Source organism: Winogradskyella pulchriflava (assembly GCF_042434315.1).
Lineage (GTDB): Bacteria > Bacteroidota > Bacteroidia > Flavobacteriales > Flavobacteriaceae > Winogradskyella > Winogradskyella pulchriflava.
Genome location: NZ_JBHLTQ010000006.1, coordinates 152622 through 176053, shown reverse-complemented (window position 1 = coordinate 176053; position 23432 = coordinate 152622). Strand labels below are relative to the sequence as shown.

Annotated in this window: 19 protein-coding genes; 10 read left to right on the top strand and 9 right to left on the bottom strand. The window is 33.9% G+C overall.

Annotated elements, in window-relative coordinates:
* Positions 1-3 precede the first annotated feature (3 nt).
* Genes ACFFGA_RS12770 through ACFFGA_RS12760 form a run of 3 tightly spaced genes read right to left on the bottom strand, consistent with a single transcriptional unit; the run spans position 4 to position 2349 of the window.
* On the bottom strand, positions 4-333 hold the full coding sequence (locus ACFFGA_RS12770) for a 2TM domain-containing protein (RefSeq protein WP_386064637.1): 330 nt from the start codon (positions 331-333) through the stop codon (positions 4-6).
* 12 nt (positions 334-345) lie between these two features.
* Complete coding sequence (locus ACFFGA_RS12765) at positions 346-1698, bottom strand: histidine kinase (RefSeq protein ID WP_386064635.1); 1353 nt, start codon at positions 1696-1698, stop codon at positions 346-348.
* 18 nt (positions 1699-1716) lie between these two features.
* Positions 1717-2349, bottom strand: coding sequence for a tetratricopeptide repeat protein (locus ACFFGA_RS12760; protein WP_386064633.1), 633 nt, complete (start codon positions 2347-2349; stop codon positions 1717-1719).
* A gap of 185 nt (positions 2350-2534) precedes the next feature.
* On the opposite strand from ACFFGA_RS12760, the gene ACFFGA_RS12755 reads away from it, so the two are divergent.
* Positions 2535-4391, top strand: a complete 1857-nt coding sequence (locus ACFFGA_RS12755) for a serine hydrolase (protein ID WP_386064631.1) — start codon at positions 2535-2537, stop codon at positions 4389-4391.
* A 59-nt stretch (positions 4392-4450) separates the two neighbouring features.
* Entirely contained in the window at positions 4451-4954 is a 504-nt protein-coding gene (locus tag ACFFGA_RS12750; protein WP_386064629.1) for a hypothetical protein, read from the top strand.
* A 96-nt stretch (positions 4955-5050) separates the two neighbouring features.
* On the opposite strand, the gene ACFFGA_RS12745 is transcribed toward ACFFGA_RS12750, so the two are convergent.
* The gene (locus tag ACFFGA_RS12745) at positions 5051-5470 is read right to left on the bottom strand and encodes a nucleoside-diphosphate kinase (RefSeq protein ID WP_386064627.1); all 420 of its coding nucleotides are present in this window, start codon (positions 5468-5470) and stop codon (positions 5051-5053) included.
* A gap of 89 nt (positions 5471-5559) precedes the next feature.
* Here ACFFGA_RS12745 and ACFFGA_RS12740 point away from each other — a divergent pair, with 89 nt between their 5' ends.
* From ACFFGA_RS12740 to ACFFGA_RS12730, 3 genes are read left to right on the top strand one after another with little or no spacing between them, the layout of a single operon-like run.
* A complete protein-coding gene (locus ACFFGA_RS12740; RefSeq protein WP_386064625.1) occupies positions 5560-6597 on the top strand; it encodes a DHH family phosphoesterase in 1038 nt (345 codons plus the stop codon).
* 10 nt (positions 6598-6607) lie between these two features.
* Positions 6608-7141, top strand: coding sequence for a gliding motility-associated peptidyl-prolyl isomerase GldI (gene gldI, locus ACFFGA_RS12735; RefSeq protein WP_386064624.1), 534 nt, complete (start codon positions 6608-6610; stop codon positions 7139-7141).
* Positions 7134-8294 carry a peptidylprolyl isomerase gene (locus ACFFGA_RS12730; protein WP_386064622.1) on the top strand — a complete coding sequence of 387 codons (1161 nt, stop codon included), beginning with the start codon at positions 7134-7136 and terminating at the stop codon, positions 8292-8294. Before gldI ends, ACFFGA_RS12730 begins: the two co-directional genes overlap by 8 nt.
* A gap of 70 nt (positions 8295-8364) precedes the next feature.
* On the opposite strand, the gene ACFFGA_RS12725 is transcribed toward ACFFGA_RS12730, so the two are convergent.
* The gene (locus ACFFGA_RS12725) at positions 8365-9828 is read right to left on the bottom strand and encodes an aminoacyl-histidine dipeptidase (RefSeq protein WP_386064620.1); all 1464 of its coding nucleotides are present in this window, start codon (positions 9826-9828) and stop codon (positions 8365-8367) included.
* 483 nt (positions 9829-10311) lie between these two features.
* Here ACFFGA_RS12725 and ACFFGA_RS12720 point away from each other — a divergent pair, with 483 nt between their 5' ends.
* The 3 genes from ACFFGA_RS12720 (at position 10312) to ACFFGA_RS12710 (ending at position 15771) form a co-directional block, all read left to right on the top strand.
* The gene (locus ACFFGA_RS12720) at positions 10312-11379 is read left to right on the top strand and encodes a DUF3810 domain-containing protein (RefSeq protein WP_386064619.1); all 1068 of its coding nucleotides are present in this window, start codon (positions 10312-10314) and stop codon (positions 11377-11379) included.
* Between the two features lie 80 nt (positions 11380-11459).
* On the top strand, positions 11460-14447 hold the full coding sequence (locus ACFFGA_RS12715) for an amidohydrolase family protein (protein WP_386064870.1): 2988 nt from the start codon (positions 11460-11462) through the stop codon (positions 14445-14447).
* Between the two features lie 13 nt (positions 14448-14460).
* Entirely contained in the window at positions 14461-15771 is a 1311-nt protein-coding gene (locus ACFFGA_RS12710) for an amidohydrolase family protein (RefSeq protein ID WP_386064617.1), read from the top strand.
* A 119-nt stretch (positions 15772-15890) separates the two neighbouring features.
* On the opposite strand, the gene ACFFGA_RS12705 is transcribed toward ACFFGA_RS12710, so the two are convergent.
* Positions 15891-16691 (bottom strand): DUF6503 family protein, encoded by an 801-nt coding sequence (locus tag ACFFGA_RS12705; RefSeq protein ID WP_386064615.1) that lies wholly within the window; start codon positions 16689-16691, stop codon positions 15891-15893.
* A 103-nt stretch (positions 16692-16794) separates the two neighbouring features.
* Positions 16795-19803 carry a DUF7619 domain-containing protein gene (locus ACFFGA_RS12700; RefSeq protein WP_386064613.1) on the bottom strand — a complete coding sequence of 1003 codons (3009 nt, stop codon included), beginning with the start codon at positions 19801-19803 and terminating at the stop codon, positions 16795-16797.
* A gap of 128 nt (positions 19804-19931) precedes the next feature.
* Between ACFFGA_RS12700 and ACFFGA_RS12695 the strand changes: the two genes are divergently transcribed.
* Both ACFFGA_RS12695 and ACFFGA_RS12690 read left to right on the top strand, forming a co-directional pair.
* Positions 19932-20729, top strand: coding sequence for a TrmH family RNA methyltransferase (locus tag ACFFGA_RS12695; protein WP_386064612.1), 798 nt, complete (start codon positions 19932-19934; stop codon positions 20727-20729).
* A 140-nt stretch (positions 20730-20869) separates the two neighbouring features.
* Positions 20870-22102 carry a M48 family metallopeptidase gene (locus ACFFGA_RS12690; protein ID WP_386064610.1) on the top strand — a complete coding sequence of 411 codons (1233 nt, stop codon included), beginning with the start codon at positions 20870-20872 and terminating at the stop codon, positions 22100-22102.
* 376 nt (positions 22103-22478) lie between these two features.
* On the opposite strand, the gene ACFFGA_RS12685 is transcribed toward ACFFGA_RS12690, so the two are convergent.
* Entirely contained in the window at positions 22479-22907 is a 429-nt protein-coding gene (locus ACFFGA_RS12685) for a hotdog fold thioesterase (RefSeq protein ID WP_386064609.1), read from the bottom strand.
* Positions 22908-23426: a peroxiredoxin-like family protein gene (locus ACFFGA_RS12680; RefSeq protein ID WP_386064608.1), complete on the bottom strand. Its 519-nt coding sequence runs from the start codon at positions 23424-23426 to the stop codon at positions 22908-22910.
* Between the last annotated feature and the right edge of the window lie 6 nt (positions 23427-23432).

Sequence of the window (23432 nt, the reverse complement as noted above, 5' to 3'; positions counted from 1 at the left end):
ATATTAGTTGTATTTATCTTTTCGTAATTCGTCGTTCATAAGTTTTTCTATTTTACGCTCTTCCCAGTCGTCTCCCACTATTAAAGGTAAACCAAATACTGAAAATGCATGAATGGCTAACGCTATTCCCCAAACCAACCAGGTTGCCAATGTGGAGAAGTCGTAAAAAGCTTGATCAAATGATTCTCCATTATTCATGTTATTCATCACTTTTACAGTAGTAATAACTGTATTAATGACTAAATAAACTACTGCATGTGTATAGAAGCGCTTTAGTTTTTCAACTTTATTTTTAGCCTTCAAATATTTTAAATTAGAATTTTGTGTTTCCATGATTTCTATAAATTAATTCCAACGTTTTTTTTCATCTTCTTTTTTCATGTACTCTTCTATTTTACGCTTTTCCCAACCTGCACCAAAAGCCCCATCATCTACGAAGACTCTGTACGCCTGAATAACCAAGCTTAAGCCCCAACCAAAGGTTGGAAACCAAAACCACTGTATGGTATGAGATGAATAGTTATACCAAATAAAAACTAAAAATGGAATAACAAAAACATAGGAAATTAAGCTATAGTAGAACGCTTTTAGCTCTTCTACACGTTTTCGTGCTCTTACGTAATCGTCGTTTAGACGTTCTTGTGATTGATGTGTTGTTCTCATAATTGATACTTGTTTTGTAAGCATTGGAATAGCAACTGCAAAATCCTTTGCTCTTTGATTGATGATGACTTTTCTATTGGATAAAAGACTATAGCGTTGTTTTATATTTTCTAAACCTACTCCACTACTCTTTTTTACGATTTGTTTGGGTTGAAGATTGTTCATCACTACTAAGTGACCTTTATCTTCATATATTTTTATATGCAATGGTTTACTAGACGTAACCATATTGTGTTTTACTGCATTCTCTAATAATAGTTGTAACGATAATGGCACAACTTTACTTTCAGGATTAGATGCTTTATCTGGAATTTCGAAAATAATACTGTCCTCAAAGCGAGTTTTTAAAAGCGACATATAGGTTCTTGCAAAATTCAATTCTTCATCAACCGTTACTAACTCTTTATTTTTCTGCTCTAAAACATAACGATATACTTTAGATAAAGACGTTGTAAACTTTTGCGCAGCATCTGGATTTTCTTCAATTAAACTCGTTAATACATTTAAACTATTAAACAAAAAATGTGGATCTAACTGGTTCTTTAAAGCATCAAACTTAGCACTTGCCGTACCAGCAATTACTTTTTGTTCTTTTATCTTATTTTTTTGATAACGGTTGTAGAAATAAATGACATAGAAAACAGAAACGATAGTTAAAGTAATCCATAATCCAAAAGAATACCCTTTCCAGCTTTCGTGTGTTATAAAATGATCAAAGGAATCTCCAAAAATGACAACCTCTATAAACACTCGCAAAATAAAAATGGTTATGAGTGTTACGATGGTGCTTCCTAAAATTCCGTACACGATACGTTTTACAATTTCATTACTACTAAACTTTCGTTTTTCTAAATAATTAAAAACCAAAGTGTTAACGTAACTCAATACAAAAGTGTACAACTGATATATTGAAAAGTAGATTAAAAACTCATTTATACTTTCAAAATTAAATCCGGTTGAAAACAATGATCCCAAAACGAATACAATACATCCAATGCAAAAAGTGATAATGATATTTTTAATTGACTTTGTCATAATACTTAATAGTTGTTATTATTTACAAGATTCCGCAACTTGTACTGCTCTTTCTTTTCCCCAATTAGGATGAAATGCACTCTCTGGTTTAAAGGTATCAAAAAGTTCTATTGCTGCCTCAATTTCTTTGCAATAAGGCGCTGTATCTTGTCCAAAATATTTAGCACTTCCCATTGCCCAATCGGCTTTACAAAACGCTGCCCTTGGGTTTTCTGGCTCTAACTCTAAGGCCTTAGCATATAATTCGCTAACCTTTGCACCATATTTCATTCCGTAAGTCATGCCATCAAAAACAACCCAGTTGGTATATACTTGCGCTTGCATTATCAATAATTCTGCATTGTCCTCACTTTTTAACATTGCTGCATCTAAATGCTCTTGTGCCTTACCTAACTGTGCTTTTAATACGGTTTCATCTTTTTCAGTCCAACTTTTCAGGCTGTTGATTTGGGCTACATAATAATTTGGCAACCACTCTTCTGGTTCTGCTTTAGCAATACGCTCAAACATATTCTCGGCTTCATCAGTTTTTCCATTTTGCCAAAGTTCAAAAGCTTTGGTCATGCCTTTTTCAAAATTGGTTTGTGCCTCTATTAAAGAGCTCATAAGACCAATGATTAATACTACAGCTACTTTTACTAATACATTCATAACATTGTGTTTTTAATTTGATACAAATATCCAAAGCATCATAAGGTTTTTAAAACAAGACTTACTGAACTGTAAAAATTTAATGACGAATTGTAATACATTTAAATTTCTTTTTAAAAAAGAGTAACTTAGTAAGGTATTTATATACATATACTATATAACCATAGCATTAAAATCCAACCAAAATGAAATCAAAACATTTTCTGTTATCTCAAATCAGCAAAAATCAAAAGCGAATTAATTATATTTTAATAATCGCCTTAACGCTAGTTTCTACGTTAGTATTCTCACAAACTGACAAACGACTAAAAGGCATTGAAAAACAATTTAATTCCGTATTAGAAAGTACAAAAGCACCTGGTTTTGCAGTTGCCATTGTAGAAGGTGATAAAATTATTTATGCCAAAGGTTTTGGCTATGCAGATTACGAAAACAAAGTTCCAGTAGATGCTAACACGCTATTTGCTATTGGCTCCTCTACTAAAGCTTTTACTTCTGCGCTTTTAGGATTACATCGCGAAGATGGTAAATTATCCTTTGATGATAGCCCAAGAAAATACATTCCAGAATTAGAGTTTTTTAATAATGATATGAATAATCAAATTATTATAAAAGATTTAATGCGTCATAGCACTGGATTACCAAGACATGATGGCTCTTGGTACTTTTTTCCGCATAAAAGCAAAGATACTTTGATAGCTAGAATAAAATACCAAGAACCTTTTACAGGTGTACGTCAACAATGGTATTATAATAATTTTGGTTTTTTAGCACAAGGTGTTATTACCGAAAAAATAACAGGAAAATCTTGGGAAGAAAATATTGAAGAACACTTCTTTAAACCTTTGGGTATGAATCGTTCTAAAACAATGATCGAAGGCATGAAAACAAGTTCTAATGCAGCCTTTGGTTATGAATTAGATGAAAATCAAAACATAAAGAAAATGGATTACTATGATATTTCTGGCATGTCTCCTGCCGGAAGTATTAACAGCAGTGTTAACGATATGAGTAAATGGCTAATTACATGGATAAATGATGGTAAATATGGTGAGGAGCAAATTATACCAGAAAACTATATAAAAGAAGCTATGAGCTCTCAAATGGTAGTTTCTGGTGGTATCCCATCTAAAGAATTACCAAATGTACAGTTTGCCAATTATGGTTACGGTTGGTTGTTACATTCTTACAAGGGGCATTATATGGTTGAGCACGGTGGAAACATAGATGGATTCTCTGCCAATGTTGCTTTATATCCATCAGATAGTTTAGGTATTGTGGTATTAACTAACCAAAATGGTTCGGCTGTTCCACGACTTATTAGAAATATTGCCGCAGACCATATGTTAAACGTTGACAAAACCGAATGGGCAAAAAAGCATAAAGAAGATGTAGAAAAGGCATTAGAAGCCATGGAAAAAGCAAAAGAAACAAGTGAAATTTCTAATGTAAAAAACACCAGACCGTCGCATACCAAATTAGATTACACTGGCTCATACGAAAACAAAGGCTATGGTAAGTTTGATATTATTGTAGAAAATGACACACTTTTTACAGAATTTAACGGAGACCGTTTGTATTTGCATCATTTCCATTACGATACTTTTGAACTTATCGATATTATCGATAAAAAAATTGACACGTCTGCTATTGGTAAATCTCTAAAAGTCACCTTTACCACAAACGTTGCTGGTGATATTGATTATTTAAAAACAGATATTGAGCCTATGACAGACCCTATTGCTTTTAAACGCACACCAAATACCTTAGATGTCGATGCCAAAACATTAGAGCAGTATGTAGGTAAATACGATTTAATGGGTACAGAAATAAAAGCCTACATAAAAGACGAAAACGTACTTTATGTCTTTGTGCCTAACCAACCAGAATATGAGCTTATACCTACAGCTTTACATAAGTTTAATTTTAAAGTTTTAGAAGGTTTTAAAATAGAGTTTATAGAAACTGATGGGAAAATAAATCAAATAAAATTTATACAACCTAATGGAACTTTTGTAGCAAAAAGAAAGATTGAAAATTAACTAACAATAAAGCTACAAACATTTAAATAAAAATAGTTTCAACTAATAAAATTAAACTTATGAAATCAGTATTAAGCATACTTTTAACAGTGTTCATTAGTTTTCACTCTTTTTCTCAATCTTCAAAAACCGATTCAATTTCAAAATCAAAAATAACTGAATTAAGTTTTATGGTTGGCAATTGGAAAGGAACAGGCTGGATGATGGGTCAAGGAGGAAAATCTAATTTTGAACAAACAGAGAAAATTGAATTTAAACTAGACTCAACAGCAATTTTAATTGAAGGTGTCGGAAAATCAAACGGTAAAGTGGTTCATAACGCTCTTGCTATTCTCACATATAATAAAGCAGAAGATAACTATACCTTTAGATCTTATTTACCAAGCGGTCTAAATGCAGAATTTAAGGCAGAATTAAAGGACAACAAACTCTATTGGTATCCTAATGAAAATGTAAGGTATATTATCTGGTTGAACGAAAGTGGACAATGGCTCGAAAAAGGAGAATATAAAAGAGAAGATAATTGGCATCAATTCTTTGAAATGACTCTTGATCCAGAATAGTAATTAGATGCTAATATTCATTTCACCATAAAAAATAAAAACAAAAAAGACCATCCTAACAGACGGTCTTTTTCAATATAATATAAAATGTTTTTCTTAAAACATCTCTCTACCAGAGAAATGGAAAGCACCTTCAATAGCTGCATTTTCATCACTATCACTTCCGTGTACAGCGTTTTCGCCAATAGAAGCTGCATATAATTTACGGATTGTACCTTCTGCTGCATCAGCAGGATTAGTAGCACCGATTAAAGTTCTAAAATCTTCAACAGCGTTATCTTTTTCTAAGATAGCTGCAACGATAGGACCACGAGTCATATATTCTACTAACTCACCAAAAAACGGACGCTCACTATGTATTGCATAAAATGCTTGAGCATCAGCTGTAGTCATTTGTGTTAACTTCATTGCTACGATTCTAAAACCCGAAGCAGTAATTTTTTCTAATATTGCGCCAATGTGTCCTTTTTCAACAGCATCTGGCTTTAACATTGTAAATGTTCTGTTAGTTGCCATGTATATTTTTTTAAATGTGGTGCAAAAGTAATGTATTTCTTTAATTAATCAAGTCCTTCGAATATTAAAAAATTGTATCTTCGTCAACTATGATTAAAGCACAAATTCCTGAAATAAAATCATTATTAAGTACGCCTAAGAGTATTGTAATTGTACCGCATAAAAATCCTGATGGTGATGCCATGGGCTCTACTTTAGGGTTGTATCATTATTTAAAATCTTACAACCATAACGCTGTAGTTATTGCACCAAATGACTATCCCGATTTTTTAAAATGGTTACCAGGAGATGATAAGGTTTTAAAATTTGAAAGCCAACAAGAGGAAAGTAAAACTCTAATAGACAACGCAGATTTGCTTTTTACTTTAGACTTTAACGCTTTTCATCGTGCAGGAAATGATATGGCAGAGGTATTAGAAGCTACTAAGGCTACTAAAATTATGATAGACCATCATCAGCAACCAGATGATTATGCCACTTACACCTACTCTGATGTTAGTATGTCCTCAACCTGTGAAATGGTATATAATTTCATAGAAATGCTTGGTGACCTTAACAAAATTGATACTACAATAGCAACATGCTTGTACACTGGTATTATGACGGACACAGGTTCTTTTAGATTTCCTTCTACAACAAGTAGAACACATCAAATTATCGGAAACTTAATAGATAAAGGTGCCAACAATTCTGATATTCACAATAATATATACGATACCAATACGTATAGTCGTTTACAACTTTTAGGAAGAGCAATGCAAAACTTAAAAGTAATACCAGAATTAAGCACAGCTTACATTACATTATCTCAAGCTGAGCTTGATGAGTTTAACTTTAAAAAGGGAGACACAGAAGGTTTTGTTAATTACGGTCTATCACTAAAAGATATAATTTTCGCTGCTATTTTTATAGAAAACAAGCAAGAAAACATTATTAAGATATCGTTCCGTAGTAAAGGGAACTTCTCGGTAAATCAGTTTTCAAGGGCACATTTTAACGGAGGCGGTCATGATAATGCTGCTGGAGGACGCAGTGATGATAGCTTAGAAGCTACAGTTGAAAAATTTATTAGTATATTACCGCAATATAGAAACGATTTGTCCCAAACAGCCCAAATTGGGCATTAAATTATTAAAAATGAGAAACCTACTCATCATAACTACATTATTGCTACTATGCTACGGTTGTAAATCACCTGAAGCTAGAATGCCAGAATCTGTGCAGTCAGGTTCATTTTTAAAAGAGTCTGCTGAGCGAAATAAAAAGCTCAACGAGAAAGAAAATCAGCTCATTCAAAAAATCATAAAAAACAATCCTGACAAAAACTATATCGCATCCGAAAGTGGGTTTTGGTATTACTATAACACAAAAGTAGAAAGTGATACTATTCAACCACAGTTTGGTGATATAGTGGATTTTGATTACAACATTTCTAACATCAAGGGTGAAGAAATTTACGGTATGGAAAACAGAACTTACGTTATGGATAAGCAAGAATTATTCACAGGATTACGTGAAGGTCTTAAACTTATGAAACCCGAAGAAAGTATCACCTTTATCTTCCCATCTCAAAAAGCTTTTGGATATTATGGTGACGAAAATAAAATAGGAACAAATATTCCTTTAATTTGTGAAGTAACATTAAATACAATTAAACAAGAAAATGATTAAAAAAGCGCTTACAACTATTATTGTACTATTAGTTTTGGTAAACATCTCATGCCAAGAACGTTATCCTGAACTAAAAGATGGTCTTTATGCTGAATTTGTAACAACTAAAGGCACTATGATTGCAGAATTATATTATGATAAAGTTCCTGTAACGGTTGCTAATTTCGTGGCACTAGCTGAAGGAAATCATCCTTTAGTTAAAGATGAATACAAAGGGAAACGTTATTATGATAGCCTTACGTTTCATAGAGTTGTAAATAACTTTATGATTCAAGGTGGTGACCCAAGTGCTGATGGAACTGGAGATCCTGGTTATAAATTTCCAGATGAATTTCACCCAGATTTAAAGCACGATAAGCCAGGTGTACTATCTATGGCTAATCCAGGTCGTGATGCTAACGGTAGCCAATTTTTTATTATGGAAAAGGAATGGCCTAGTTTAGACAATAGGCATGCTGTTTTCGGACAAGTTATAGAAGGTATGGATGTGCACGATTCAATTTCTAATGTGAAGGTTATAGATCCTGCAAGAAGAAATCATAAACCTGTAGAGGATGTTGTTATTACATCTATTAATATTATTAGAAAAGGTGCTGCTGCTAAGAAGTTTGACGCACCTAAGGTTTTTGAAGAAGAAATGCCTAAAATAAAAGAAAGAAAAGCAAAGCTAGCTGAAGAAGCAAAAAAGAAAGCTGAAGAATTAGCTAAGGCTGCCAAAGCAGAGTTTTTAAAGAAGAATGAAGAATTAAAAGGTCGACGTATTGAGTCACCAACTGGTATGGCAATGATTTTTACTCATGAAGGAGATGGTGTAAAACCAACTTCAGCACAACGTGTAAATATTGATTGTGCAGGTTATTTTGAAGACGGTACGCTGTTTTGGACCACTTGGAAAGAAGTTGCTGAAAAGAACGGTAAATATGATGAAAGACAGGAAAGCCAAGGTGGATATGCACCATTTAGTATGCCGTATAATGAAACTGCAAGTTTAGTTGCTGGTTTTAGAGAAGCGATGCTAAATATGAAGATTGGAGACAAAGCCAGAGTCTTCATTCCATATTACTTAGGCTATGGAGAAGCTGGCAGACCACCTGTAATTCCTGGAAAGACTAACCTTATTTTTGATATTGAATTAACAAGCATAAAAGAATAATTAAATTTTTCTATAAAAAAAATGCAGCTCGTTGAGCTGCATTTTTTTTTTATGAAACCATTCTAAATATTTAAGCTTTAGGAATATGTTTAAGTATTTCTAAAACAAACTCCCAATACTTCTGTGCAGAGGAAATCTGAGCGCGTTCGTCTGGTGAATGTGCACCTTTAATATTTGGTCCAAAACTAATCATATCCATACTAGGGTAATTCTGTCCAAGGATTCCACATTCCAATCCTGCGTGGCAAGCTGCTACATGTGGTTTTTCACCATTATTTAACCGTTCGTAAATAGGCACCATAACTTTTAAAATATCAGAATTCATATTAGGAGCCCAACCAGGATACGAACCAGAAAACTCTACCTCACAACCTGTCAATTCAAAAGTTGCACGTAATGTATTAGCTAAATCCAGTTTAGAACTTTCAACCGAACTACGTGTTAAACATCCAATTTTAATAGCTCCATCTTTTATAATAACTCTAGCAATGTTATTAGATGTTTCTACCAAATCCTTAATATCTGGGCTCATACGATAGACACCGTTTAAAGCAGCATACAAAGCTCTGGTAATACCTTCTTGCACACCCAAATCCATGATTTTGTTTGGAGTATCAATTTTAGAAACTTCAATCTTTAAATCTGGTTCCATGGTTTTAAATTCATTTCTAATAGTATCTGCTAATGCTTTCATTTCAGCCTCAAAAGTTGCTTCGTGTATAGCATCAATAGCAACGATAGCTTTACTTTCTCTAGGAATTGCATTTCGTAAGCTACCACCATCAATTTCAGAAATACGAAGTCCGTAGTTTTCAAAGCCATCAAACAACATACGGTTCATTAGTTTATTGGCATTGCCTAAACCTTCGTGAATTTGCATTCCAGAATGCCCACCTTGTAACCCTTTTACAACAATTTTATAACCAATTTTAAACTCAGGCGTTTCTTCTTCCTTATACTCTCGTGTCGCTGTTACATCTACTCCACCAGCACAACCTACACCAATTTCATCGTCTTCTTCTGTATCTAGATTTAAGAGAATTTCTCCTTTTAACAATCCACCTTTTAAGCCCATAGCACCTGTCATACCTGTTTCTTCATCTATAGTAAATAAGGCTTCAAGTGCAGGATGAGCAATAGTATCACTTTCTAAAATTGCCATAATTGTTGCTACACCTAAGCCATTATCAGCACCAAGTGTTGTGCCTTTGGCTTTAACCCAATCACCTTCTACATACATTTCAATGCCTTGGGTATCAAAATCAAAAACGGTATCGTTGTTTTTTTGATGCACCATATCTAAATGCGATTGCATTACGATTGGCTTACGATCCTCCATACCTTTTGTGGCTGGTTTTCTAATTATAACGTTACCTACTTCATCCACTATAGTTTCTAAACCTAAATTTTCACCAAAATCTTTCATAAATTGTATAACGCGTTCTTCTTTTTTAGAAGGTCGCGGTACAGCATTTAGGTCTGCGAATTTATTCCAAAGTTGTTTAGGTTCTAATGCTCTTATTTCTGAACTCATATTCATGCCCACGAAAGTGGGTATCTTTTAAATTAATACTTGATTTTATTCTGTATACAAAAGTACAAAAAAGACTTAGTCGGTTTTGTTATTCTCAACTTGTTTCAAAATGTTGCTTTATTAGTGTCATTCATTTTGTCTTGATACAAAACGAATCAAAAAATCAAAACGATTTGTTAGGAAATTGCTAAGCACCATTCACTAATACATTATGAATTTTAGGTTTAATGAATATAATTAATGTAATCCTTGGTTTAGTTTTCAGAATAGACTTTTTAGCTCATTATTTCTGAAAATCGTTGCTTCCGACCTTGTCGGAATTTCAAGTTTAATTTAAGTTTCAAGAAAACATTAAACACTGTTTATAAATTTCTAATTAGTCTTTTCAAAGTTTTTCATCATGGTTCTTGATTCATTATTCCCAATTCTAAAAGCAAAGCAATCTTGACTCATTTTAATTAAACTTTTCCCTATTTTTGATTCATGCTTAAAAACAAAAAACCTGCTTTAGTTATATTTTTAGGAGTCCAAATTATTGTGATTTCAATATTAAAGCGATTTCCTGAGTTTGTTGAGCAATTCTATAGCAATGGTATTTATGTTTTTATTTCAAAATTGATGCACTATGCCTTTGGATGGATTCCATTTTCTATAGGCGACATCTTCTACACATTAGCTATAATTTATCTCATTAGGTGGTTAATTATCAATAGAAAACGTATTGTAAAAGACACTAAAAATTGGTTGTTGGATATAGGTGCCACAATTTCTATAGCCTATTTTGCTTTTCATATCCTTTGGGCTTTTAATTATTACAGACAACCGTTACACAAATCCCTAAATCTTGAAGCTGAGTACACCACTAATGCTCTCGTATCGTTTACAGAAAAACTCATTGACAAGTCAAACGCCATACACAATCAATTAAGTGCTAATGACACGTTAAGAATAGAATTACCCTATTCTAAATCTGAAATATTTGATAAAATAAAAGATGGCTATAATGAGTTGGCTAAGACTTATCCACATTTGGAATACCATCCAAGAAGCATTAAAAAATCGATATACAGCACACCTTTAATATATATGGGTTTTTCTGGTTATCTCAACCCGTTTACAAATGAAGCGCAAGTTGGTGGTATTCTACCAACTTATAAATTTCCAACAACATCTTGCCACGAAGCTGCACATCAATTAGGCTATGCTGCTGAAAACGAGGCTAACTTTATTGGTGCTATGGCAGCCATACACAATGAAGATATTTATTTTAAATATTCTGGTTACACCTTTGCGCTTAGATATTGTTTAGCTGAAATATTTAGAAGAGATCCAGAAATATATAATACAATTTTGCCTACGGTTAATAAAGGAATTATAAAGAACTATCAAGAATTGCAAGCCTTTTGGATGTCTTACGAAAATCCTTTAGAGCCATTTTTTGAAAAAACTTTTGATAGCTTTCTTAAAGCCAATAATCAATCTGCTGGTATGAAAAGCTATAGCTACGTCGTTGCACTACTTGTTAATTATTACGAGAGTAGAACATTGTAAACGTTAAAATACTCTAATTAAATTTTCCTTAAAGCTATAATTCCTATCTTTAGAAGTCTAATTTAACTAACCATTTTATGATGAAAATACATTTACGGCTGCTCATATTTATGTGCAGTTTTTCATTATTTGCACAAGATTATTTCCCTAGTAATACGGGAGTTATAGCAAATAATTCTAACTACACCGCATTTACTAATGCAACAATTCATGTTTCACCAACCGAAGTTATTGATAACGGAACCCTTCTTATTAAAGATGGAAAAGTTGTTAGTGTTGGCAAATCCGTGACTATTCCAAAGAACACAACAACTGTTGACCTTTCCGGAAAAACAATTTACCCTTCTTTTATAGATATGTACACCACATTTGGAGTTGAAAAACCAAAACGTGGTGGTGATGGTCCGCAATATGGACCAAGTAGAAGTGGTTACTATTGGAATGACCACATTATGCCAGAACAAAATGTAATGGCAAGTTTTAAGTACGATGCCAAATCCGCATCAGAACTGCACAAACTAGGTTTTGGTGTGGTGAATACTTATATGCCAAATGGTATTGTACGCGGAACAGGAGCTTTAATCGCATTAAACAATGATGCGGACAACTCTATGCGTGTTGTTGATGGCGAATCTTCCCAACATTTATCATTTAGTAAAAGTGTAACGTCTCGTCAATCGTACCCATCTTCTATTATGGGAAGTATGGCTTTACTGCGTCAAATGTATAATGATGCTAAATGGTATGCAGATGGCAATATTGACACCAAAGATTTATCTTTGGAAGCACTTAACAGTAATAAAAATTTACTACAAATTTTTGAAGCTGGTAGCAGAGCCAATGTTTTGCGTGCCGATAAAGTTGGTGACGCTTTTAATATTCAATACACCATTGTTGGTGGTGGAGATGAATACGAACGCATTGCGCAAGTAAAAGCTACAAATGCAACACTTATTCTTCCAATAGATTTTAGAATGGCTTACGATGTTGATAATCCTTTTATGGCTTCAACATTGTCACTAAGCGATATGAGATCTTGGAATCAAGAACCACATAACCCAAGATTATTAGCTGAAAATGGAATTAAGTTTGCATTGACCACTCACGGATTAAAATCTCCAAAAAGTTTTTCTTCAAACTTAATGAAAGCTATAGAAAGTGGACTTTCTAAACAAAAAGCCTTAGAAGCTTTAACTACGATTCCTGCAGGATTATTAGGCAAATCAGATGTTTTAGGAACACTAAAATCTGGAAGCTATGCAAATTTCTTAATTACAGATGGTGACATTTTTGAAAAGAAAACAAAACTTTTTGAAAACTGGGTTCAAGGTACGTCTCATGTTATTAATGACATGACTATAAAAGACATTGATGGCGATTACACCTTTAAATTAGCTGGCGACGATTACAAACTCACTATTTCTGGTAGTACAAGTAAGACAGATGCAAAATTAGAATCTGGAGATAAAAGTTTAGGTACTAAAATCAATTATACTGATGATTGGGTGAACCTAACCTTTAAAACTGCAGATAGCACTAAAAATGAGTTTATAAGAATTGTTGCTAATGCTGCTAATGGTGACGGTTTAAGTGGAAAAGCAACCATGCCTAATGGCAATGATTTATCATTTTATGCTAGTAAAACTCAAAAAGAAGACTCAAAAGAGGAAAAAGGAAAAGGTAAAAAGGATAAAGATGACGAAGCACATACTATGAGTCCAATTACATATCCTAATATGGCTTATGGATTCAAAGAGAAGCCAAAATCTGAAACGCTATTATTCAAAAACGCTACGGTATGGACTAATGAAAAAGATGGTGTTTTACAAAACACAGATATATTAATTAAAGACGGAAAGATTTCAAAAATAGGTAAAAACTTATCTGACAAAAATGCTAAAGTTATTGATGCTACAGGCAAACATATCACTGCTGGTATTATTGATGAGCATTCACATATTGCAGCAGCTTCAATTAATGAAGGAGGACAAAATTCTTCTGCCGAAGTCACCATTGAAGATGTTTTAGATGATGAAGATATTGACATTTACAGAAACCTGGCTGGTGGAGTTACTTCTATTCAAATTTTACATGGTTCAGCAAACCCAATTGGTGGTCGTTCTGCGATTATTAAGCTAAAATGGGGCGAAGCAGCAGATGATTTGGTTTATGATAACTCTCCTAAATTCATAAAGTTTGCTTTAGGTGAAAACGTAAAACAATCGCGTAGCAGATCTAATTCTCGTTTTCCACAATCACGAATGGGAGTTGAGCAAGTGTATGTCGATTACTTTACTAGAGCTAAAGCTTATGACAAATTAAAGAAAAGCGGAAAACCTTATAGAAAAGATGCCGAAATGGAAGTTTTAGCAGAAATTTTGAATAAGGAACGTTTTATTTCTTGTCACTCTTATGTACAAAGTGAAATTAATATGCTAATGAAGGTTGCAGAACAATTCGACTTTAACATTAATACATTTACACATATTCTTGAAGGCTATAAAGTAGCTGAGAAAATGAAAGAACACGGAGTTGGTGGATCAACTTTTAGTGATTGGTGGGCTTATAAGTACGAAGTAAATGATGCTATTCCTTACAATGCTGCAATTATGCACAATGCAGGAGTTACAGTTGCTATAAACAGTGATGATGCCGAAATGTCTCGTCGTTTAAATCAAGAGGCTGCAAAATCAGTTAAATATGGTGGAGTTAGTGAAGAGGAAGCTCTAAAATTTGTAACCCTAAATCCTGCAAAATTACTGCATTTAGATGACAGAGTTGGAAGCCTTAAAGTTGGAAAAGATGCAGATGTTGTATTATGGTCGGATCATCCTTTATCTATCTATGCAAAAGCTGAAAAAACCATTATTGAAGGTATTACTTATTTTGACTTAGAAAGAGACAAACAAATGCGTGAAGCCATTAAAAAAGAGAAAAGTGAATTAATTAATTTAATGCTTCAAGAGAAAAACAAAGGTTTAAAAACACAACCTGTAAAGAAAAAAGAAAAGGAATTGTTGCACTGCGACTCAATGGATAACGAGCATACGTCTCACAATCACAATTAAAACTATATAGAAAATGAAACTTTTAAATAAAATAAATAGCATATTGTTTCTGTTGTGTATTAGCTTAGGATTTGCACAACAAACTCCTGCACCAAAGCAAACTAAAGACTTCGCTATTGTTGGTGCAACTGCACATATTGGTAATGGTACTGTTATAGAAAATAGTGTTATTGTGGTTAGTAATGGAAAAATAACGACTATTGGACCAGAAGCCACTACTCCATTAACTAGACAAGCTATGGATATTATTGATGCCAAAGGCAAAGATGTTTACCCAGGTTTTATTGTTTCTAACGGAACATTAGGTTTGGTTGAAGTAGATGCTGTTAAAGCCTCTGATGACCTTTCGGAGATGGGAACTTACAATCCACACATACGAAGTATTATTGCCTATAACACCGAATCTAAAGTCGTAGAATCTATGCGTCCTAACGGAGTTTTATTAGGACAAGTTGTACCAAGAGGTGGACGTATTTCTGGTTCGTCTTCTGTAGTACAGTACGATGCTTGGAATTGGGAAGATGCGGCAATAAAAACAGATAATGGTATTCATGTTAATTGGCCAAGTAGCTTTACTCGTGGGCGTTGGTGGCTTGGTGAAGATCCTGGACTAAAACCAAATAAAAATTATGCGAGGCAAGTAAAAGAACTAACCGATTACCTCAACGAATCTAAAAGTTATAACAAAGGTGACAAATCTGAAAAGCATTTACCTTTTGAAGCATTAGCTGGTTTATTTGATGGCTCAAAACGCTTATACATTAACGTAGATGATGAAAAAGGTATCACTGATGCTGTTAATTTAGCCAAAGAACAAGGTATTGATAAGCTTACTATTGTTGGTGCATACCAAGCTGGAAATGTTGCAAACTTATTAAAGCAAAACGACGTATCTGTATTTTTAAGACGTGTACACAGCAGACCAGAATTGGAAGATGATGATTATGATTATACTTTTAAGCAAGCCAAAAAATTGGTTGATGCTGGTATCTTAGTTGCTTTAGAACCAAGCGGACAAATGGAACGTATGAATTCGCGTAACCTTCCGTTTTATGCTGGCACAACGGTTGCTTATGGTCTAACTAAAGAACAAGCTTTACAGTTAATTACTCAGAATCCTGCAAAAATTTTGGGAATTGACGCTATGTACGGAACACTTGAGGTTGGTAAAAGTGCTACACTTTTTATCAGTGAAGGCGATGCATTAGATATGCGTACCAATCAACTGACACATGCGTTTATTGATGGTAGAAACATAAGTTTAGAGTCGCACCAAACCGAACTTTGGAAACGCTACTCTGAGAAACTTACCAGAGAAGATTAAATAAAAAAGCGAGCCAAATGGCTCGCTTTTTAACTTTTTATGTCATTCTGAACTTGTTTCAGAATCTCACAATATAATTTTGAGATTGCCGCGCTACGCTCGCAATGACATTAACTTAATTATTGCTCTATAACTTTTGCAGTTTCGGGTTTTGAAAACATTGCATTATCTGGTGCATCTTCAGAAAGTACAACATCCATAAACTCAACTGTATTTCTCTTTTCTGTTGGCACGCTATTTTCATATTTATACCAATCTACGCTTTTTGGTACTACTAATCCATTTACGGTTTGCCAATTATTATAACGAATGAATTTAAACTCCTTACTCTTACCATTTTTACCAAATGTAACTGTATAAGCTAACCATTGCATCTGGCCTGTTTCAGCATCATAATAGATAATATATTGGTCGTCTGGAGAGACACCAATTCCCGCTTCATAGGAAATTAATAGTCCAGGATATGTTTTTCCCTCAAAAGTTAGAGGTTCAGCTTCTTCATAAATAATACCATTATCACCAACTATAAATGGCATGGTGTAGAAATACATCATCAATCCTTTGTAAAACCAAGGTCTGCCCTTGTACTCATTGCCATCTTTTTCGTCAAGCCAAAGATTGTTTCCATCATAACCTAATGTGTAGGTAGGTGTGTCAATTCGCTCAGCTCTTGTTTTTAGATGTGTTGTAGTCACTTCCTTTCCTTCTGGTTTTTCCATCGTAAAGGACAATGTTTGCATTTTATTCCATTGGTCAATGCCTCCATGTGCATTGAATATTTTCGTTATGGTTTCTGGATAAATACTTGTAGTGATGTCTTCCTTAGACACCTCATTTACAACGGTTGTTTCGGTTTTGGTTTCATTCTTACAAGCAGAAATTAAAACTGCTACAAGAACTACATATACTATTTTTTTCATGAAATGGTTTTTAGTTGCTGTCTTTGACGTAATCAAACATAAGGCATTACAAAAAAGCTTCAGAAATAATCTGAAGCTTTTTAATTTATGATTTCTTTTAAGTTTAGTTAACTATTAATTTTTGAACTTTGGATGTATTATTCGCAGAAACCTCAACAAAGTATAGACCCGATTTTAATGAAGCTACATTAAATTCAATTGCTGTTGGTGTATGCACAGCATCCATAATTATGGTTTTTCCTTGAACATCGTAAATTCTTAGATTAGCATTAGTTACATTATTAAGCGCAATAACCACATTATCTGTTGCAGGATTTGGATGCATCGTAAAACCATTACTTTCAAAAGTATCAACAGAAAGTGGCTCTATAAAAGTTGTATTAAAGGTGTTTGTTATTATTGGCGCATTAAAATCGAAATAAATTGCAGCTGAATTCGGGATTACGTCGCCAACCAAATATCCTGGCTTTGGCTTAATTTTAAAATATACAAAGCCATGACTTCCTTCTTCATCGTCTTGCTCTGCTGGTAAATCAATATTTTCGAAATACCATTCTAAACTTGTACCTGTTCGTGTTACTTGATAATCGTGGCTAGATCTCAACATTTGGAATGTTGTTTCGTCTAACATAGTATCTAACTCATCTTCAATTCTAACAAATATAGCCTCTGCTGTACCCACATTTTGAAAGCGAATTGTATAATACAAATATTCATCAGAGGTTATAAAATCATCATATACAATTTCTGGTCCATGAGACTCCATCTTGTCATTAGGATCGTAAGAGCCAATAACTACTTCAGCCACTGACGACGTATTATTACTTGCAAATAAATCGTTAGTATCTGTTGTGTAATTGACTGTGTTGGTAATTAATTCTCCTAAATTTACACTTGCTGGACAATGTAAAGACACGTCTGCAACCTCACTTTCACCAGGTGCTAAATTCACAAAGTCTATAGTAAAGCCATTTGTTGTAGCTGTAACTGTATAATTTGGGTTAAGTCCTGTTACACTATTAAAAGTTAATAACTCATCATAAGTAAACTCAACTGTACCAGAGGCAATAGTTGTGGAACCCATATTCTCTATTACGATTTGATTTTCGTAATCGAAACCTGGTCGTGGAGAGCCTGCTGCACTCAGTAAATAAACCGCCAAATCTTCACAAACTAAATTATCTGTTATAGGGAATTCTAGCGTAATAATATCTCCATTCATAACACTTACCGCATCAAATGAACTTATGGTTTGTGTATAGCAACTGGAATACTCATCGTACACATTAAACGATATGCTGTAAGTATCATTTTCATCTGTACTAACAACTGAAAAATTACCAATAGAAGTATTAACTTCATTTATAACACCATCATTATTTTTTTCGTAGGTAAAATAGCCATTTGTAAAATCGGTTTCTCCAGCATCTAATAGTCCATTACTGTTAGTATCATTAAAAGCCTTAACATTAATTAAACCAATATCATTACACAGCTCACCTACATCAAAACTACCAGCTTTTAAAAATACAGCACTGTCAAATGCAGAGTCTAATGCATCAGCAATAACTAATTTAATATGGTAAGAATCACCAATAACAACTGGTGCTTGTGCAGTGAAAACCGTAGTCATTCCGTTATAACCAATAGGAGGTGCATTTTCAGGAATATAACCACCAAAATATGTTTCGTTTACGGCTGCGCATGAATCATTTTGTGGATGTACATTTGTTACTAAAATAGGTGTTTGTGTTCCTGGCAAAACAGCTAAATTGGTTGTATTGCCTTGTGCATCTGTAAGTAAAAAGGCAAAAGCATCAGAGAAAGTACATTCAAAATTTGATCCATCATATTCTTCAGACGCCATTATGAACTCAAAATTGATTTCGTTAACAACTGGAACAAAATCAAACTCTATCAGAGTTGCATTATTAGTAGACTGAATACCTGTTGTAGCTTCTAAATCTACATCTCCCGGCCATTGATTACTTCCACTACTGTGATTGCTATCATTTGGTCCTGCAGCATCACTTGCACTACCATTAGATAATACGATACCTTCGGTAAATGGAAAATCATTACCAGAATTAGAAAAATAACCTATACCATTAGGCTGTAAAGTACCAAAATTAGTACCTGTTGAGTAAGTAATATTAAAAACTTGACTACACTGACCTGCTAACAAAACATCCTCTACCAATTCGTTAACCGTATAGGTTGTATCGTCAACAACAACATTTGGGTTGGCAGGACAATTTTCTGCAACAATATCAAAGTTTATTGTTGAAAAGCAATCACCTGCAGTATTTTCTACTCTAGCAAAGATAGTTTGGCTAAATTGAGCACTATTAGTATATGGAGAAACTAAAGCATTGACTCCATTATCAGCATCGCTTTGCGTTTCATGATACGTTATAATCATATCTACTTGACCATTTAATATCTCAGCATCTTTTGTTGTAAGATCAAATAATGCAAAACCATCCATATCCTCGTCACAAACAAACAATGGTGTCGGTGTGGTAAGCGTCGGTGCTCCATCTGAAACAATACTGGTATCTTCTGTTAAGCAACCTGTTACAACATTAAAAACTTGAACCTGATAGATTCCTGGCTGATTTACGATAATAGATGGCTGATCTTCTTCTGATATAAAAAAACCATCTAAATACCAAATAAAGCTGTAAGATGTACTATCTAAATTTGTATCTAATATAACTGAGCTACCTGGACAAATACTAAAATCCCCTAAATCAACTTCATGAGAAACATTAACAATTAATGTGACTTCTGTTATTGCATAATCACCAGAATTAATATCAGTTACTCTAGCAAATATCGTTTGTGGATTGGTTGTATTTGAATAATTTACTGGTAAAGGATTTACATCTGCTACTGCATTTGTTTGTGACTCAAAATAAGATATGTCAAAATCATTAGGACTTTGAGATCCTAATATTTGCTGGTTTAAAACACTTAAATCAAACTGAGAAAATCCATCATTATTGCCATCATCACAAACTTCTAAAACTTGAGGACCATTAGCCACTTGAGCAAAAGATGCTAGAACTGTAAATAATATAAAAAAAGCGTTGAGTAATTTTTGATTCATAGTTGGTTGGTTTGATAGTTACATTCTGTAGATAACAAAAAGGTAAAATGGTTGCGTCTCATAAGTTATTTTAAATGGCTTAATAATATAAGGTTTAAATTTGCACTTATAGATAGACTCTCAAATATATGATAAAATCAATAACCAGTCCTCAAAACCCATTAATTAAACAACTCGTTCTATTAAAAGATAAGTCCAGAGAGCGCAAAAAAACTGAGCAATTCTTAATTGAAGGCAAACGCGAATTGTCCTTAGCCATAAAAGGCGGTTATAAGATTGAAACGCTTTTGTTTTTTCCTGATTTGTTTTCTGAAAGCGAAGCCAAAGCCATGAGCAGTTATGGTATTACGATTATTGAAATCTCAAAAGAGGTATTTCAAAAATTAGCACATAGAGATACTACTGAAGGTGTTATTGCTGTGGTAAAATCTAAAAATCATAAGCTTGAAGATTTAAAACTTCAATCTAAAAATCCGTTAATTTTAGTTGCCGAAGCACCTGAAAAACCTGGTAACGTAGGTGCTTTGTTAAGAACAGCAGATGCAGCTAATGTAGATGCTGTGATTATTGCCAATCCAAAATCAGATTTATACAATCCTAATATTATTCGCTCTAGTGTTGGTTGTGTGTTTACTACCGAAATTGCCATGGCAAGTACAACGGAAGCTATAGCGTTTTTAAAGCATTATAATTTCAATATTTTTTCGGCAATACTGCAAGAGTCAGAACCTTATCATTCGCAAGATTACACCTTACCAACAGCCATTGTTGTTGGCACAGAAGCTACAGGATTAACCCAAGAATGGCGAGAAGCCGCAACACAGAACATAAGCATACCAATGCAAGGTGTTATTGACTCAATGAATGTCTCTGTTGCAGCAGGAATTCTTATTTTTGAAGCCAAACGACAACGAAATTTTCTCTGAAAATTTCGCAAATAACAAAAACTAAAAAGCAAATACCAAAACAAGACGTCACTGCGAGGTACGAAGCAGTCTCATAAAAATACCAAAAGCTACAAACAGATTGCCACGCTTCGCTCGCAATGACAACTAACTATAAAATAATGAACGCACAGACCCTTTTCTACATCATCATAGGCATAATAATCATCAACTTTATCAAAGACAAAATCCTTGATGCTATAAATGCAAAACATTATAACGATCCTATTCCTGAAGAATTAAGCGATGTTTATGACCAAGACGACTACAAAAAATCGCAAGCATACAAAGCTGTGAATTACAAATTTGGCATTTGGTCATCTTTGTTTTCATTGGTATTAACTTTAGCTTTTCTGTTTTTAGATGGATTTGAATTTGTAGATAATATTGCCAGAAGCTATTCTGAAAACCCAATAATTGTAGGCTTAATTTTCTTCGGGATTATTATGATTGCCAGCGACATTATTACCACACCTTTTTCTTATTACAAAACCTTTGTAATTGAAGAACGTTTTGGGTTTAATAAAACCACGAAAAAGACTTTTGTACTAGATAAGCTAAAAGGCTTGCTGATGATGGTAATTATAGGTGGTGGTATTATAGCATTGATTATTTGGTTTTACCAACTTACCGGAAATCAATTTTGGCTTTATGCTTGGGGAATTGTAACGCTTTTTACCGTGTTTATGAATATGTTTTACTCTAAACTCATTGTGCCATTATTTAATAAACAAACGCCTTTAGAAGAAGGAGAGTTACGTAACAAAATTTCGGAATATGCGGAGTCTGTTGGTTTTAGTTTGAATAAAATTTTTATTATCGACGGTTCTAAACGCAGCACCAAAGCCAATGCTTATTTTTCTGGCTTTGGAAACGAAAAACGTGTTACCCTTTACGATACTCTGGTCAATGATTTAGACGATGAAGAAATTGTTGCCGTATTAGCTCACGAAGTTGGGCACTACAAGCGCAAGCACATTATTTTTAATTTAACTACCTCAATACTACTTACAGGATTAACGCTTTACATACTATCTGTTTTTATTTCCAACCCATTGCTATCTAATGCCATAGGTGTAGAACAACCCAGTTTTCATGTTGGCTTAATTGCCTTTGGTTTGCTCTACTCACCTATTTCAGAACTTACAGGTTTGGTAATGAATTACGTTTCGCGTGTTTTTGAATACCAAGCAGATAATTATGCCAAAAACACCTACAAAGCCGAGCCGTTGATTACTTCATTAAAAAAACTATCTAAAAACAGCCTTAGCAATTTAACACCACACAAAGCTTATGTGTTTATGCATTATTCGCATCCTACGCTTTTGGAACGTGTAAGGAATTTACAGAAATAAACACATTTAACGTTGCATATACATAGTATTAATAGTTTTGCTATACTCTTTTAGCTCTTAATGAAATGTATAAAAGTGTGGCATAACTCTTTATTGAGAGGTTATAGCGCAGATTAACAATAAGTATGGATAACCTAATCAATTCAGTTGTATATAGTTACAAAAAATGCTAAGTTTACATATACTAACGTTCGGCGGCATCCGGTCCTATCGGACCAAATACCGCCGAACGTCCGCGCAGCTACGCTGCCTGCCCTTCGGCGAGGACGCCGCAGAACAGTCAGCTATACGCAATTTCACAAAGTGAAAATGTTTCACTATTTTCAACTTCGCAAAACTGCGCATAGCTGCGCGGACGTTGTACGCAAGCTGAAAATCACGCTCGAATAAAATTATAAACACCTTTTCCTTCGGCTACTAATACATCCTCTTGAAATGCTTTCATTTTGGTCACCATTATTCGATTTCCCATTCTGACCAATTTTCCTTCAAAAACTAAATCATTTCCATCTGCAAATCTCAAATAATCTACTCTCAAGTCTATTGTTGACAGTTTATCTTCTGATGAATTGAAATTGGCAATCCCTATAGCACCACCAACGGAATCTAAAATTGTAGCAATAATTCCACCGTGCCAATGATTAGTGCGAATATCACCGACTAAATCTTTTCTAAATGGCACTCGTACTTTAATGAAATCCTTTTCTACAATTTCAACTTTTAATCCAAAATGTTTATGAATTGGGATTTCTTCTTCTGCCAATTTTATCAATCTTTCTTTTGTTTTTATATCCATATCACACATTTATAGCACTTCACCTCTTGCAGGATAGCCTGACTGAACGATGTAATCTACAGCTTTCACAAAAGATGGCAAATATGGTCTTCCCCAAGGGTTACTGTTTATAGCTGAATAATAAACTTGATTACTATTGTCAACTAAAAATAATCCTGGTTCACTAAATTCACTTGGTTCACCATCTTTTACACCTGCACTTAAATACAAAGCCCAATCTCTTGCTGATTTTTCAGATAAACCATAGCCCAAAGTAAGATTAGACAATTCCCACTTTTGACGAGAAAGTCTAGCTCTCTTTTCGGTATCCATACTTACAGCTACAACATTAACGCCTCTTTGCTCAAATTCTGGTAGCAATTCTTGTAATTGTTGTAAATACTTTTTGCATAGTGGACAATGTAACCCACGATAAAAAACAACCAAAGTAAAATTGTCTGGATTTTGGTCTGCTAAAACCCATTGATTTCCATCTAATAATGGAAACTTTAAATCTGGTGCTGTATGTTTTGGTGTTGGTCTATTCATAATAAA